This is a genomic window from Xanthomonas sp. LMG 12460 (assembly GCF_009192895.1).
GTDB lineage: Bacteria > Pseudomonadota > Gammaproteobacteria > Xanthomonadales > Xanthomonadaceae > Xanthomonas_A > Xanthomonas_A sontii.
The window spans coordinates 1-13,849 of sequence record NZ_NKUH01000067.1 but is presented as its reverse complement, the minus strand read 5'-3'; the positions used below and the strand labels follow the sequence as shown (position 1 = coordinate 13,849).

The 13,849-nt window shown below is 69.0% G+C and carries 14 protein-coding genes; 6 read left to right on the top strand and 8 right to left on the bottom strand.

Annotation, left to right across the window (positions count from 1 at the left end; genetic code table 11):
- Nucleotides 1-250: hypothetical protein (locus CEK66_RS14070; RefSeq protein WP_152237327.1), on the top strand; the 250-nt coding region annotated here is incomplete at its 5' end.
- A 30-nt stretch (nucleotides 251-280) separates the two neighbouring features.
- Here the strand turns inward: CEK66_RS14070 and CEK66_RS14065 are convergent.
- The 4 genes from CEK66_RS14065 to CEK66_RS14050 form a co-directional block, all read right to left on the bottom strand.
- Nucleotides 281-1,201, bottom strand: coding sequence for a CorA family divalent cation transporter (locus CEK66_RS14065; RefSeq protein WP_152237326.1), 921 nt, complete (start codon nucleotides 1,199-1,201; stop codon nucleotides 281-283).
- A gap of 78 nt (nucleotides 1,202-1,279) precedes the next feature.
- On the bottom strand, nucleotides 1,280-2,650 hold the full coding sequence (cycA, locus tag CEK66_RS14060) for a D-serine/D-alanine/glycine transporter (protein WP_010340292.1): 1,371 nt from the start codon (nucleotides 2,648-2,650) through the stop codon (nucleotides 1,280-1,282).
- A 139-nt stretch (nucleotides 2,651-2,789) separates the two neighbouring features.
- Nucleotides 2,790-3,146 (bottom strand): hypothetical protein, encoded by a 357-nt coding sequence (locus tag CEK66_RS14055; RefSeq protein WP_152237325.1) that lies wholly within the window; start codon nucleotides 3,144-3,146, stop codon nucleotides 2,790-2,792.
- Between the two features lie 182 nt (nucleotides 3,147-3,328).
- Nucleotides 3,329-4,204, bottom strand: coding sequence for a DMT family transporter (locus CEK66_RS14050; protein ID WP_026143535.1), 876 nt, complete (start codon nucleotides 4,202-4,204; stop codon nucleotides 3,329-3,331).
- A gap of 292 nt (nucleotides 4,205-4,496) precedes the next feature.
- Between CEK66_RS14050 and CEK66_RS14045 the strand changes: the two genes are divergently transcribed.
- From CEK66_RS14045 to CEK66_RS14035, 3 genes are all read left to right on the top strand, one after another.
- Nucleotides 4,497-5,195 carry a hypothetical protein gene (locus CEK66_RS14045; protein WP_226978612.1) on the top strand — a complete coding sequence of 233 codons (699 nt, stop codon included), beginning with the start codon at nucleotides 4,497-4,499 and terminating at the stop codon, nucleotides 5,193-5,195.
- Nucleotides 5,120-6,412 carry a peptidoglycan-binding protein gene (locus CEK66_RS14040; RefSeq protein ID WP_152237324.1) on the top strand — a complete coding sequence of 431 codons (1,293 nt, stop codon included), beginning with the start codon at nucleotides 5,120-5,122 and terminating at the stop codon, nucleotides 6,410-6,412. Before CEK66_RS14045 ends, CEK66_RS14040 begins: the two co-directional genes overlap by 76 nt.
- A gap of 217 nt (nucleotides 6,413-6,629) precedes the next feature.
- Nucleotides 6,630-7,496 carry an SAM-dependent methyltransferase gene (locus tag CEK66_RS14035; protein ID WP_226978611.1) on the top strand — a complete coding sequence of 289 codons (867 nt, stop codon included), beginning with the start codon at nucleotides 6,630-6,632 and terminating at the stop codon, nucleotides 7,494-7,496.
- A 19-nt stretch (nucleotides 7,497-7,515) separates the two neighbouring features.
- Here CEK66_RS14035 and CEK66_RS14030 read toward each other — a convergent pair whose 3' ends face one another.
- Nucleotides 7,516-8,409 carry a LysR family transcriptional regulator gene (locus CEK66_RS14030; RefSeq protein WP_152237322.1) on the bottom strand — a complete coding sequence of 298 codons (894 nt, stop codon included), beginning with the start codon at nucleotides 8,407-8,409 and terminating at the stop codon, nucleotides 7,516-7,518.
- An 84-nt stretch (nucleotides 8,410-8,493) separates the two neighbouring features.
- On the opposite strand from CEK66_RS14030, the gene CEK66_RS14025 reads away from it, so the two are divergent.
- A complete protein-coding gene (locus CEK66_RS14025) occupies nucleotides 8,494-9,327 on the top strand; it encodes an NAD(P)H-dependent oxidoreductase (protein ID WP_152237321.1) in 834 nt (277 codons plus the stop codon).
- 65 nt (nucleotides 9,328-9,392) lie between these two features.
- Nucleotides 9,393-10,484 carry a DUF1615 domain-containing protein gene (locus CEK66_RS14020; RefSeq protein ID WP_152237320.1) on the top strand — a complete coding sequence of 364 codons (1,092 nt, stop codon included), beginning with the start codon at nucleotides 9,393-9,395 and terminating at the stop codon, nucleotides 10,482-10,484.
- A 27-nt stretch (nucleotides 10,485-10,511) separates the two neighbouring features.
- Here CEK66_RS14020 and CEK66_RS14015 read toward each other — a convergent pair whose 3' ends face one another.
- The 3 genes from CEK66_RS14015 to CEK66_RS14005 form a co-directional block, all read right to left on the bottom strand.
- Nucleotides 10,512-10,811: a hypothetical protein gene (locus tag CEK66_RS14015; protein ID WP_152237328.1), complete on the bottom strand. Its 300-nt coding sequence runs from the start codon at nucleotides 10,809-10,811 to the stop codon at nucleotides 10,512-10,514.
- Nucleotides 10,812-10,966: 155 nt separating this feature from the next.
- Complete coding sequence (locus CEK66_RS14010; RefSeq protein ID WP_017911534.1) at nucleotides 10,967-11,287, bottom strand: DUF3817 domain-containing protein; 321 nt, start codon at nucleotides 11,285-11,287, stop codon at nucleotides 10,967-10,969.
- Between the two features lie 219 nt (nucleotides 11,288-11,506).
- Entirely contained in the window at nucleotides 11,507-13,594 is a 2,088-nt protein-coding gene (locus tag CEK66_RS14005; RefSeq protein ID WP_152237319.1) for a beta-galactosidase, read from the bottom strand.
- Nucleotides 13,595-13,849 lie beyond the last annotated feature (255 nt).

The following is a 13,849-nucleotide window of genomic DNA, read 5'->3' as shown; positions in this document are numbered from 1 at the left end:
GACCACGCTGCCGTCGCGGCGCATCGCCCGCCGCCGCGACGGCAGCGTGGTCGACATGGTGCTGTGGGACAGCGTCGCGCACGGCACCGCGTCGGCACGACGGCTGATGCGCGAACTGCAGGGCGCGGCGATCCACGCCTTGATCGATCCGGACACGGTGTCGTGGGACATCGCCGCGGTCCAGCACGTCAGCGGCGAGGAAGGCGACACCGCGGAAGACGCCGCCGAGGCCGACAGCCTCGCGGCGTGACCTGCGCGGCCGGCGCCGCGCGCGGCTGGCTCAGACCCAGCCGCGCCGGCGGAACCAGGCCAGCGGCAGCAGCATGCTCAGCGCGATCACGCCCAGCGCCCAGTAGTAGGCGTCGTGCCATTTCAGCTCGGGCATGTGCGCGAAGTTCATGCCCCAGATGCCGACCAGCACCGTCGGCGGGATGCCCACCACCGAGGCCACCGCCATCACCTTCATCACGTTGTTCTGGTCGACGTTGATCATGCCCAGCACGCTGTCGAGCAGGAACTCGATGCGGTCGTTCAACTGCTGCTCGAACTCGCTCAGCGTGACCAGGTCCTTGTGCAGCAGGCCGATGCGCTTGGCCGCGTCCTCGCCGAACCAGTCCGGCGCGGCATCGTCCAGATAGGTGGCCAGGCGCAGCAGGCCGTGGCCGGCGTTGTGCATGCCGCCCAGGCGCCGGCCCATGTCGCCGACGTCGTGCAGCATCCGCTCCAGGTGCCGCGACTTGTGCCGCGCATGCGGCCGGTCGAACGCCACCCGCGTGGTCTCGGTGATCTGCGCCTCCAGCGCTTCCAGGCGGTCGGCCAGGCGCCCGACCAGTTCGTCGAGCAGGCGCAGCAGCAGGTCGTCGCTGCTGCGGCAGGGGCTGTGCTGCAGCTGCGCGGCCACCGCATCCAGCGAGGCCATCGGCTGCTCGCGCTGGGTCACCAGCACCCGCGGCGACACCGCGAAACCGAGCGGCGCGGTCGGACCGTCCTCGTCCTGGAAGCGCGGCACGTTGAGGAACAGCACATCGCCTTCCACCCGCACCCGGCTGCTGAACTCGATCTCGCCGATGGCCGCGCGCGTCGGCACCGCGAAACCGACCTTCTCGTCGACCTCGGCCAGCTCCGCCTCGCTCGGCCGGCACAGGTCCACCCAGCACACCGGCGTGTCGGAGGTACCGCCGAGGCGATGGATGGTGATCATCGGGACAGGCTCGCGCAGGAAAGGCCGCGAGCATCCGTCAGCGCGCGCGGAGCGTCAACGCCGGCCGCGCGCACCGGTTCAGGCGCTGCGCCGCTTCAACGCATAGCCCACGCCCAGCAGCAGGAACCATACCGGGCTGGCGAACAGCGCCTGGCGGGTGTCGGCCTGCAGGGTCAGCAGCGCCAGCACGAAGGCGAAGAACGCCAGGCACACGTAGCACATGACCACCCCGCCAGGCATCTTGAACGCGGAGGCCGCATGCAGCTGCGGGCGCTTGCGCCGGTAGGCGATGTAGGCGCACAGGATCAGCGACCAGACGAACATGAACAGCACCGCGGCCAGCGTGGTGACCAGGGTGAAGGCGGTGACCAGGTTCGGGATCAGGTACATCAGCACGGTGCCGCCGAGCAGGCAGGCGCAGGAGAACAGCAGCCCGCGCGCCGGCACCGCCGCGCGCGAGAGCCGGGCGAAGCCGCGCGGCGCGTGGCGCTCCTCGGCCAAGCCGTAGAGCATGCGGCTGGTGGAGAAGATGCCGCTGTTGGCCGAGGACGTGGCCGAGGTCAACACCACGAAGTTGATCAGGCTGGCCGCGGCCGGCACGCCGGCCAGCACGAACAGCTCCACGAACGGGCTCTTGCCCGGCACCACCTCGCGCCACGGCGTCACCGCCATGATCGCCACCAACGCCAGCACGTAGAACACCAGGATGCGCACCGGGATCGAGTTGATCGCCTTGGGCAGGTTGCGGCGCGGGTCGGCGGTCTCGGCGGCGGTGGTGCCGACCAGTTCGATGCCCACGAAGGCGAACACCGCGATCTGGAAGCCGGCGAAGAACCCGCCCAGCCCCATCGGGAACATGCCGCCGTCGTTCCACAGGTTGGCCAGCGAGGCCACGTGCCCGGACGGCGACTGGAAGCCCCAGGCGACCAGCCCGGCGCCGGTGAGGATCAGCGCGCAGATCGCCACGATCTTGATCAGCGCGAACCAGAATTCCATTTCGCCGAACAACTTCACCGTCACCAGGTTCAGCCCCAGCAGCAACAGCACGCACAGCATCGCCGGGATCCACGGCGCCAGCGTCGGGAACCAGAACTGCGCGTAGGCGGCGATCGCGATCACGTCGGCGATGGCGGTGATGATCCAGCAGAACCAGTAGGTCCAGCCGCAGAAGAACCCGGCCCAGGGCCCCAGCAGATCGGTGGAGAAGTCGATGAACGACTTGTACTCCAGGTTCGACAGCAGCAGCTCGCCCATCGCGCGCATCACGAAGAACAGCATCACGCCGATGATCAGGTACACGAACAGGATCGACGGCCCGGCCAGGCTGATGGTCTTGCCCGAGCCCATGAACAGGCCGGTGCCGATCGCTCCGCCGATCGCGATCAACTGCAGGTGGCGGTTGGACAGGCTGCGCTGCAGGTGGTCGGGCTGGGCGGACGGATCGGTCATGGGCGCAGGCCATCGCGAGGGATTAGCCTGCAAACATAGAAGATGGCGGCAGCGCGCGCCAGCCGCGCGTGCGCCGGGTGGCGCCCGCGGCGGCACGGACGGCGCCGCATGCCGTCCGCGCCGCCGCGGGGGCTGTCGCTCAGGCCAGCGCGCCGCCCTGGCCGATCGCGACGAAGCTGAAATCGCGGTCGGACTGGTTGCCGCCGCCGTCGCCGGTCTTCAGCAGCACCTGGCCCGCATCCAGGCGGATGATCACCGCGTTGTCGCAGGTGCTGCCGTCGCCGGGATAGATCTGGGTGACCGAGACGCCATCCAGCGCCTGGAACGGCGGCTGGAAGCTCACCAGGTAGTGGCCGGTGCTCACATGCGCCACCGTGTACCCCGCGCCGTTGCGGACCGCACCGTCCGCGCCGACCACGCCTGCCACCACCCGCACACCCGCCGCGCCCGCATGGGCGGCGGCGTCGAGCAACTGCCCCATCGCATTGTTCGTCATGCCGTTCTCCGATCTTGATAAGGAAAGTCCGATGGCGCGGCGACCGCAGCATCCTCGCGGCCACGGCGCCTGCATTGCCTAGTCCGTGAACGGGCAGCATCGCCGCGCTGCGTGCGCGGCCGTATCGGCGATTTCCTGATCGGCGCCGGTGCGGCGACCGAGATCGGCTCAGGCGGCCGCGCTCACACCAGCTTGGTGCGCCGCCACCACCGCGTGACCTTCTCCTCGCGCACCAGAGTGAACAGCCCGGCGCCCAGGATCAGCGCGATGCCCACCGCCATCGGCCAGTCCAGGTGATCGTGGAACAGCCAGTAGCCGAAGCCGATCGCCCACAGCATCTGGCTGTACTGGGTCGGCGCCACCGCGCTGATCGGCGCCGACCGCGAGGCGTACATCATGAAGATCGCGGCCAGGCCGGCGAGCAGGCCGTAGCCGGCCAGCAGGATCCATTGCTGCCAGGTCGGCCAGACGAAGGTCGGCAGCATCAGCAGCCCGCCCATCAGCAGCGGGCCAAGCACGCCGGCGCCGTACAGGGTCAGGCGCTTCTCGCCGGGCCCGGCCATGCGCAGGCTGATCACCGACACCGCGCCCACCAGCCCGCAGACGATCGCCGCGACATGGCCCTGGCCCAGGTGCCGGAAGCCTGGCCGCAGCACCACCAGCACCCCGATGAAGCCGACGATCACCGCCAGCCAGCGCCGCCAGCGCACCTCCTCCTTGAGCAGCAGCACCGACAGCACAGTGACGAAGATCGGCATCAGGAAGATCAGCGCGAACGCCTCGGCCATCGGCAACAGAGTGAACGCGGTAACCGCGGACAGATTGCCGGCCGCGCCGGTGAACGCGCGCAGCAGCCAGATGCTGGGCCGCTGCGCCACCACCACCTCGCGCCAGCGATCGCCCGGCTTCTTCAGGAACGGCAGCGCCGCGAGCATCAGCAGCGCCCCGAAAAACACCACCTCGTAGGCCGGCAGCGAGCCCTCCAGTCCCTTCACGAAGGCATCGCTGATCGAATAGGCGGCGTAACAGGCGAAACCGAGCAGCACACCCTTGAGCATCATGAGCCTCTTGCGATCGAACGGCGGCCCATACCGGGCACACGGGAACTGGCGCCCATTATGCGGGGGGAACGGAAGCAGCGACCGCGCGAACCGTCCAAGACACAACAAATTCTTAAGCAATGCGTTGCTATAAGCCTCAGCGCAACCAAGGGTGCGCTCGCGGTTGCATCCAGGGAGCGGGAGTTGCCTCCGTGTCAGGACGACGCGAACCCAAGACCGCCTCGTCGGCCTCCCTGCTGCCTTGAACCCGATCGCAACGCGTCCGTTGCATGCAGCCAGAGACCGCCCGATGCCATCACTGCCACGTTGTCTGCCTTTCCTCCTTGCGGCAAGCCTGATCGGCTGCCAACCGTCCGCGCAAACCACGCCGGCCGACCACGCCGCCAACGGCGGCACGGACTCGCACTCCCCTGCTGCAGCGACCGCCAAGGCGCCCGCTTCGCCGGCGGCGTCGCTTTCAGGGGAGGCATCCCTGCAACCCTTGCTCAAGCCGGGAGACCAGATCCTCGCCTTCAAACAGCACGACCTGACCGGCAACGGCGGGACCGATGCCGTCGCCATCGTCCGCCACGCCAATGCCGATGCATCAGGCAATACCTGCGAGCTGCTGGTCCTGCAACAGGCGAATGCGGCATGGAACGTGGCCGACCGTAGCCCGCAAGCGGTCGACTGCCTCTACAACGATGTGGCGCGCAACGCGAAGCGCCTGGACGACAACCTGAGCCTGAAGCCGCACGAAATCGTCTACGTCAACCAGCAGACGCGCAGCAATGTCACCTACACGTTGAAGTACGACCCGGCCAAGAAAGCCTGGTATCTGGCGGAAGCGAGCAGCACGGCACCGGCAGAGAATCCGCAGAGCGGCGCGATGGACGTCTTCCGCGGAACCGCCAGCTATCCGGCGGACTTCGCATGGACGCCGATCTCGCAGATCGATCCAGAAAAACTGCAGGACGCCATGGACAAGCACCGCGCCGTCGTCCAGTAATTGATTCCAAGGAGAGAACCATGCCCCGTTTCAACGAAAGCTCGGCACTGCTGCTCAAGACTGCGGTCGATTCCGGCATCACCTCGCCGACGGAACTGGCCAACCTGATGGGAAACGCCGCCGTCGAAACCGGCCACTTTCGGCGCATGCACGAGAACCTGGGCTATACCTCGGCCGACAGCGTGATCGCCGCGGTCTCCTCGGCCGATGACCGCTTCACCCGCAAGCAGGTGGAGGACGCCGTCGCCAGCCGCGATCCGCAGCGCATTGCCACCGTGATGTACGAAAACCGCGCCGATCTCGGCAATACCGAACCCGGCGACGGCTGGCGGTTTCATGGCCGCGGCTATCTGCAGTACACCGGCCGCGACAACTACGAGCGCTACGGCCAGCGCTTCAATGTCGATCTCGCCAAGAACCCGGACCTGGCGGCCGAACCGCAGACGGCGGCCAATCTCGCGGTGGCGTATTGGAGGGATCGCGTGCCGGAGAACCTGCGCGACAACGCCCGTGCAGCGGGCCGCATCATCAATGGTGGCGACAACGGCGCCAACGAACGCGTGCAGGCCGCGAACCAATGGGCCCAGACCATCACGCCCGAACTGGTCGCCGACATCCAGAGCGGCAAGGTCTCGCTGCAGCAGTTGGCCAGCATGGGTGGGGATGAGCGCAACCAGCAAACCCGGGCACTGCAGGAACAGTTGGCTGAGCTGGGCTACCATGGCGCCGACGGCAAGCCGTTGAAGCCGGATGGCGACTTCGGACGCAATACGCGCCATGCCCTGAAAGAGTTTCAGCGCGCGCATGGCCTGGATGACGATGCCGTCGTCGGGCGCGACACACGGACGGCCCTGGCCGAGGCCAAGCGTTCGCCGCTGGTCTCCGAAGCCACGCACGCCGACCATCCGTTCTTCAACGCGTTGCGCGAACGCATGCCCCGCGCCACCGACGCGCAAGTCGCGCACACCTTGCAAGCGGCCAAGGCCGAGGGCATCCAGGGCCCGCAGCAACTGCAGGCGGTCACGGTGCAGGACAAGGTTGCGTTCGTCGCCGGCAACACACCAGGATTTCGTACGCGTGTCGATCTGGACCAGGCGCCGACGCTGCAGGAAAGCACCCGCCAGGTGGATGCGCAGAATCAACAGCGCGATCAAGCATTGCAGCAGCCAGCCCCGCAGCAGGAACCTGCGCAGGCACGCGGTGGCATGGCGCATTGAGCGAAGCTGCCGCGTTGCTCGCGCAGCGCGCGGCACGTCGGTCCCGGTGGATTTGCACCGGAGAGCAAAGCGCTTCTTCCGGAGTAGTACTTTGGTCCGGCGCCGCAATGCTGCCGATGCGTTTCGCACGTAGCGACGGCAACTGCGGCGCTTGCCCGTCGCAATCGTCCCCTCTCGGCGCTGCGTCGGTTACGATGCGCTCCCGCATCCGAGCCCCATGCCGCGCCCTGCCGCCGGCAGATCCCCCGTGACCCGCTATTCCGGCCCTCTTCTCACCCGTCCGCTCGCCGTCGCGCTGCTCGCCGCGCGCGATGCCGGCGCCGCCACCTGGTCCGGGTCGCTCGACCTGGAGCGCAGCCAAGGCCAGGCGTTGCTTGGCGCTGAAAGCTGGCAATGGCAGGGACACGACTATCCCTATCCGGGCAAGCTCAAGGACCGCACGCTGTACTACTGGGACGGCGACGAGTTCGCCGCGGTGTCGCGCTTCGGCGGTGCGCTGATCAAGCTGGTGCCGACCGAGTGGGGCGCGCCGACCTTCGAGATCGACGGCATCAAGATGTTGCCCAGCGCGCAGCTGTCGCCGTTCGAGGACGCGCGGCGCAAGGTGGCGCTGGTGGAACCGCGCGGCAAGCAAGTGCTCGATACCTGCGGCGGCCTCGGCTATTTCGCCGCCTGCGCGCTGGAGGCCGGGGTGGCGCGTCTGCATTCGTTCGAGAAGAACGCCGACGTGCTGTGGCTGCGCACGCTCAATCCGTGGTCGCCGGATCCGGCCGCCAGCGACGGTCGCCTGCAGCTGACCCATGGCGATGTCGGCGCCGCCATCGGCGGCATCGCCGATGCGTCGATGGACGCGATCCTGCACGATCCGCCGCGCTTCGGCATCGCCGGCGAACTCTACGCGCAAGCCTTCTACGACCAGCTCGCGCGGGTGCTGCGCCGCGGCGGCCGGCTGTTCCACTACACCGGCAGTCCGAACAAGCTCACCAGCGGCCGCGACGTGCCGCGCGAGGTGGCCAAACGCCTGGAGAAGGCCGGCTTCGCCGCGCAGCTGGCCCTGGACGGCGTCCTGGGCACGCGCCGCTGAGGCGATCGCCTCCGCCGCGTCAGATCGACGCGAGAATGTGCTCGCGCAACCAGCGGTGCGCCGGATCGCGGTGCACGCGCTCGTGCCAGAGCATGGCCATTTCGTAGCCGGGCAGCTCCAGCGGTGGCGCGCACACCCGCAGGCCGGGCTGGTCGCGCACCAGGCGCTCGGGCAGCATCGCCACCAGGTCGCTGCGCTGGAGCGCGGCAACGACGAACTGGAAGTGCGGCACCGACAGCACCACCCGGCGCTGCAGGCCATGCGCGCGCAGCGCGGCATCGGTGACGCCGCTGAAACCGCCGCCATCGGGCGAGACGATGACGTATTCGAGCGCGCAGAACTGCGCCAGACTCGGCCGTCGTCGCAACCGCGGATGGCCGGCCCGACCGACCAGCACGTAGTGTTCGGCGAACAGCGTGCGTCGGCGCAGGCCGGGCGGCGCGTCGGCGACGGTGTGCAGGGCCAGGTCGATCTGGCCCTGTTCGGCCTGCTGCGCGATCGTCGGCGGCGACAGCTGCAGCACCGCCAGTTGGGTGCCCTGCGCCACCCGGCGCAAGGCGGCGATCGCCGGCAGCAGCACGGTGGAGGCGCCGTAGTCGCTGGCCGCCACCCGCCACAGCGTCTGCGCGCGCGACGGATCGAACGGCGCGTCCGGCGCCACCGCCTGCTGCAGTGCCTGCAAGGCCTCGCGCAACGGGACGCGCAGCGCGTCGGCGCGCGCAGTGGGGCGCATGCCGCGTGGCCCCGGCAGCAGCAACGGATCGCCCAGCGCCTCGCGCAGCTTGGCCAGGTGCACGCTGACCGACGGCTGCGACAGATGCAGACGCGCCGCGGCGCGGGTCACGTTGTGCGTGTCGAGCAGCGTGTCCAGGGTCAGCAGCAGATTGAGGTCCAGGCGCCGCAGATCAACCATGGCAATAGCGACTATCAAGGCAATTCATTTCCACTATAGCGAAGCGCGACCTAGCGTGGAGACCTTCCCTCACCGAGAACCCGCATGAACGTGCTGCTGGTCTATGCCCATCCCGAACCCGCCTCGCTCAATGGCGCCCTCAAGCAGGTGGCGGTCCAACGCCTGCAGGCCGCCGGCCATCGCGTGCAGGTGTCGGACCTGTATGCAATGGACTGGAAAGCCACCGTCGACGCGCAGGACAGCCTGGACGGCGCCGCGGACGCGCGCTTCGATCCCTCGCGCGACTCGCAGCGCGCCTTCGCCAGCGGCCGCCAGCGCGCGGACATCGCCGCCGAGCAGGACAAGCTGCGCTGGGCCGATGCGCTGCTGCTGCAGTTCCCGCTGTGGTGGTTCTCGATGCCGGCCATCCTCAAGGGCTGGGTGGACCGGGTGTATGCCTGCGGCTTTGCCTACGGCGTCGGCGAACACTCCGACACGCACTGGGGCGACCGCTACGGCGAAGGCACGCTGGCCGGCAAGCGCGCGATGCTGATCGTCACCGCCGGCGGCTGGGAATCGCACTACGCACCGCGCGGTATCAACGGCCCCATCGACGACCTGCTGTTCCCGATCCAGCACGGCATCCTGCATTACCCCGGCTTCGAGGTGCTGCCGCCGTTCGTGGTGTACCGCAGCGGACGCATGGATGCGGCGCGTTTCGGGCAGACCAGCGCGGCGCTGGGCGAACGGCTGGACACGCTGTTCAGTACCGCGCCGATCGCCTTCCGCAAGCAAAATGGCGGCGACTACGCGATCCCGGCACTGACGCTGCGGGCCGATCTTGCACCCGGCCGCAGCGGCTTCGGCATCCATGTGGCCGACGCGGACACGCAAGCGGCGGCGACCTCCGACCGCACAGTGTCGGCACCAGCGACGTAGGCGCGGTGCCGACAGCGCACCTGTAGGATGCAGGCGACCGCCACTCCGTTGGAGCCGCCGCGCCGATGTCCACCGCCGTCTTCGTCCGCCTGCTCGCCGTGTGCAGCGCCGCCTTGCTCGGCGCCTGCGCCACACAGGCGCCGCGTATGCCCGAGCGCACGCCCAGCGAGGTCAAGGCCGACATCGCCCGGCGTATCCCGGCCACGGTACCCGATCGCCGCGGCTGGGCCGACGACGTCTACGTGGCCCTGGCCTCGCAGAGTCTGGGCACCAACGCCGAGAACATCTGTGCGGTCCTGGCGGTGATCGAACAGGAATCGACCTACCAGACCAATCCACCGGTGCCGGGGCTGGGCAAGATCGCCCGGGCGGAACTGCAGCGGCGCGCGGCGGCGGTGCATGTGCCGGCGTTTGCGCTGGATGCAGCGCTGCAATTACGCGGGCCGGATGGACGCAGCTATGCCGAGCGCCTAGCCGCCGCGCGCACCGAACAGGATCTCAGCACCATCTTCGAGGACATCGCCGGCAGCGTGCCGCTGGGCCAGCGCCTGTTCGGCGACCTCAACCCGGTGCACACCGCCGGGCCGATGCAGGTGAGCATCGCCTTCGCGCAGGCGCATACCGACGGCTATCCGTATCCGCTGAGCGACGGCGTGCGCCACGCGGTGTTCACTCGCCGAGGCGGCATCTGGTTCGGCACCCGCCACCTGCTCGGCTACCCGAACGCGGCGGCGATGCTGTACCGCTTCGCCGACTTCAATGCGGGCTGGTACGCCAGCCGCAATGCCGCATTCCAGGCCGCGCTGGCGCGCGCCAGCGGCATCTCGCTCGCCCTCGATGGCGATCCGCTGACGCCCGGCGCCGACCTCGACGCCCCCGGCGCCACCGAGCGCGCCGCACGCAGCCTGGGCACGCAACTGGGCATGGACGCGCGCACGATCCGCCGCGAACTGCAGCGCGGCGGCGAGGCGGATTTCGGCGACAGCGCGCTGTATCGCCAGGTGTTCGCCCTGGCAGACCGCGATGCCGGCAAGCCGCTGCCACGCGCGGTACTGCCGGGCATCGCCCTGGAAAGCCCGAAGATCACCCGCAAGCTCACCACCGCCTGGTTCGCGCAGCGCGTGGCCGAGCGTTGGCAGCGTTGCCTGGCCAGGTGACGGTCGCGGCGATCCGCCGACCCAACGCTACTTCGGTTTGCGTAACGCCATCAGCGCCCAGCCCGTGGCGATGGCCAGCGCCAGCAACACGAGGCAGACCACGCTGTCCCACGCGATCGAGAACCAATAGTGGCCTGGATCGGTCGCCAGCAGATAGATCCGCTTCGGCCCGGCTCTCGGTACGCCGATGTACACGCCGCTCTGCAGCGCTTTCGCCAGCAGGTACAGCTTCATCGCGGCGCACGCCACCATGACCGCGGCCATCAGCATCAACACCGGCCGTTCCAGACGCGCGACCAGCCGTTGCAGGCGCGTGGGTGTCGGCATTGGCAGGGGCGGTCGTCGTTTGCGTTTGCCCATGGCCTCCTCGCCTGCACTGGGGACAGCATTCTAGAGCGCTGCCGGAGAATGCAGTCACAACACACTACCGATGCAGCGCATCGCACAGGGCAAGATGTCTCGCCTGCGCCGCAGCGCCTGCACTATTCCACGGCACGCTGCCCTGGCGCGCCGAGCAGGCCGATCCGGCGGAACCACAGTTCCAGCGGCACCGTGACCAGCGGCGGCAGCGCCGCCAGCAGGCTCAGCGCCCACGCCCACCAGGGCCAGCGCAACCGCAGCGCGGCGAGCAGGCTGGCGACCACGTACAGCAGGAATGCAGCCCCATGCAGACGGCCGAACAGCCACACGCCCAGCTCGGTGGTCTGGGTGCCGTACTTGAGCAGCATGCCGAGCAACAGGCCGGCCCAGGTCAGGCCTTCGAACACGGCGGCAGCGGCGAACAGCCGGCCCACCGGCGACAGGAGACGAGAGGAAGACAAGGACAAGTGCAACTCCAGTGAGGGAACGAGGCCGCGACGCGATGGCGGCGGCGACGCCCGCTGGCACCTGCATTGTAGAGCGTGTCCATGCGCGTGGCGCACAGGCGCGACGCGGCCAAGGCGAGCGCGGCACAGGTACACCCATCGTACCGATCCGTCATCGCGTGGCTGGCAGTACGCCGTAGCGCACCGCGGCAGTCCTCAGCGACGCTGTTCCAGCACCGCCACGTCATCGGGTGCCAGTTGCACCGTGTCGTTGCTCGGCGTCGGCCCCAGCAGCGCGCGCATCGACGCCGGCAGCCGCACGGTGTGTGCGGTGGCGCCGTGGTTGATCAGCACCACGATGCGGCGCGCGCCGTCGCTACGCACGCCCACTTCCACATCCTCCGGCACATCGGCCAGCGGCGCCTGCACCCCGGCGTCGCGCAACCAGTCGCCGGTGAGGCGATCCAGCGTGGCGTCGTCGAACCAGCCGCCGACATAGCTGATGCGGCCCTTGCCGACGCGCCGGGTCAGCAGCGCCGGCGCGCCGTCCAGCCATCCATTGGCTGCGCCGTACTGCAGCGGTGCGGTGGTGTCGGCGGCGGTGGCCTGCAACTGTTCGGCCCAGATTTTGGCGCTGCCGTCGGCGCCCGCGCCGACCAGCGGGATCGGCTTGTCCAGCGCATAGAACTGCTCCACGCGGCCGCCAAGCAAGGTCGCGAGCGGGCCGGGCTGGCGCTGCGGATGCAGGCCGTTGTCGACGTTCTTCATGCCGCTGCGCGGCCCCAGCACCAGGTGCCCGCCGTGTTCGACATAGGCCTTCAGCCGCTGCGCCTGCGCCTCGGTCAGCACGTTCAGCGCCGGCGCCACCACCAGCTTGTAGCGCTCCAACGGCGCCATCGCCGAGACCACGTCGACCACCTGCGCCTGCTGCCGCAGCGGCCGGTAGAAGCTCTTCATCTGCACGACCGGATCGAAGTCGGCCGCGTGCTTCTGGAAGCCGATCGCCCAGCGGCTGTCGAAGTCGTTGATCAGCGCCACCTGCGCCTGCGGTGTGGTGCCGGCCAGCGCCGGACCGGCCTTGGCGAACTCCGCGCCGACCTGCTGGATCTCCGCATACACCGGCACCGGCGTGCCGTCGGCGCCGACCAGGGTGCCGTGGTATTCCTCCTGCCCGTTGGGCGCGGCGCGCCACTGCCAGTACGACACCGCATCGGCGCCATGCGCCACTGCCTGCCACGCCATCGCCCGCACCTGGCCCTTGCGCAGCGCCACGTTGGTCGCGCGCCAGTTGACGAAGCCCGGCTGGGTTTCCATCACCCAGTAGTTGCGCTGCTTGTAGCCGCGGGTCAGATCGTGGCGCGCCGCATTGTCGACCCAGTCGTAGCGCTCGCCGGCGACGTAGTCGTCCCAGGCGGCGATGTCGAGCACGCCGTGCACGGTGTAGGCGTCGAAACCGGCGAACCAGCCCATGGTGTTGGTGGTGATGAACTGGCGCGGATCGGCATGCGGGCGGATCGCGTCGATCTGGTTGCGCGAATAGTCGGCCCAGGTGTCGCTGACGAAGCGCTTCCACTCCAGCAACAGCGCCGGATTTTCCTCATCCTCGCGCACCGGGATCTGCGCGAAGTCGTTGTAGGTCTGGCTCCAGTAGGCGGTGGCCCAGCGCTGGTTGAGCGCCTCGATGCTGCCGTACTTGCGCTGCAGCCAGGCGTGGAACTGCGCCTTGGCCTCGGGATCGAACGAGGACTGCGCGTACTCGTTGTCCAGTTGCCAGCCGACCACGTGCGGGTTGTGCCCGTAGCGCTGCGCCATCTGCTCGGCGATGGCATGCGCGAAGCGTCGGTAGCGGGCGCTGGCGAAGGAGAACTGCTGGCGGTTGCCGTGCTCGTCGCGCACGCCGTCCTGGCTAACCCGCAAGGTGTCCGGATAGGCCTGGGTCAACCACGCCGGCGGCGCCGCGGTCGGCGTGCCCAGCACCACCACCATCCCATGCCGCGCGGCCGCGGCGATGGCGCGGTCCATCCAGTCGAAATCGTACTGCCCCTCGCGCGGCTCCATTCGGCTCCAGGCGAACTCGCCGATGCGCACCACGCGCACGTGCGCCGCCTGCATCAGCGCCAAATCCTGCTCCCACTGTGCCTCCGGCCACTGCTCCGGATACCAGGCCACGCCCAGCAACAGCGGCGCGACGTCGCGATAACGGGTGGCCTGCGCCTGCGCCAGCATCGGCAGGCAGAGCAGGATCGACAGCATCGCAGCGAACAGGGCAACGCCGCAGCGTTGCGGAATACGGAACAGTGGCATGCGCAACATCCTTCGCAAGAGGAAACGCAGACACGCCCCTGCGCTGTGTCCGCGCCTGCATTGTGCGCAGCTTTGCCATGCGCGCACTTGTGCATCTTGCGGCGTTTGCACGCGCAACTGCGCACAATCCGCACGCCGTACCTCACGCCGCAGGCGGATGGTGCACCGCGCTGCACGCATCATGCAGCGCGACGCACGCGCTGATCTGGATTGAGGAGACGTTAGCGCTTGGGGTGCGCCGCCGGTCTCACTTGC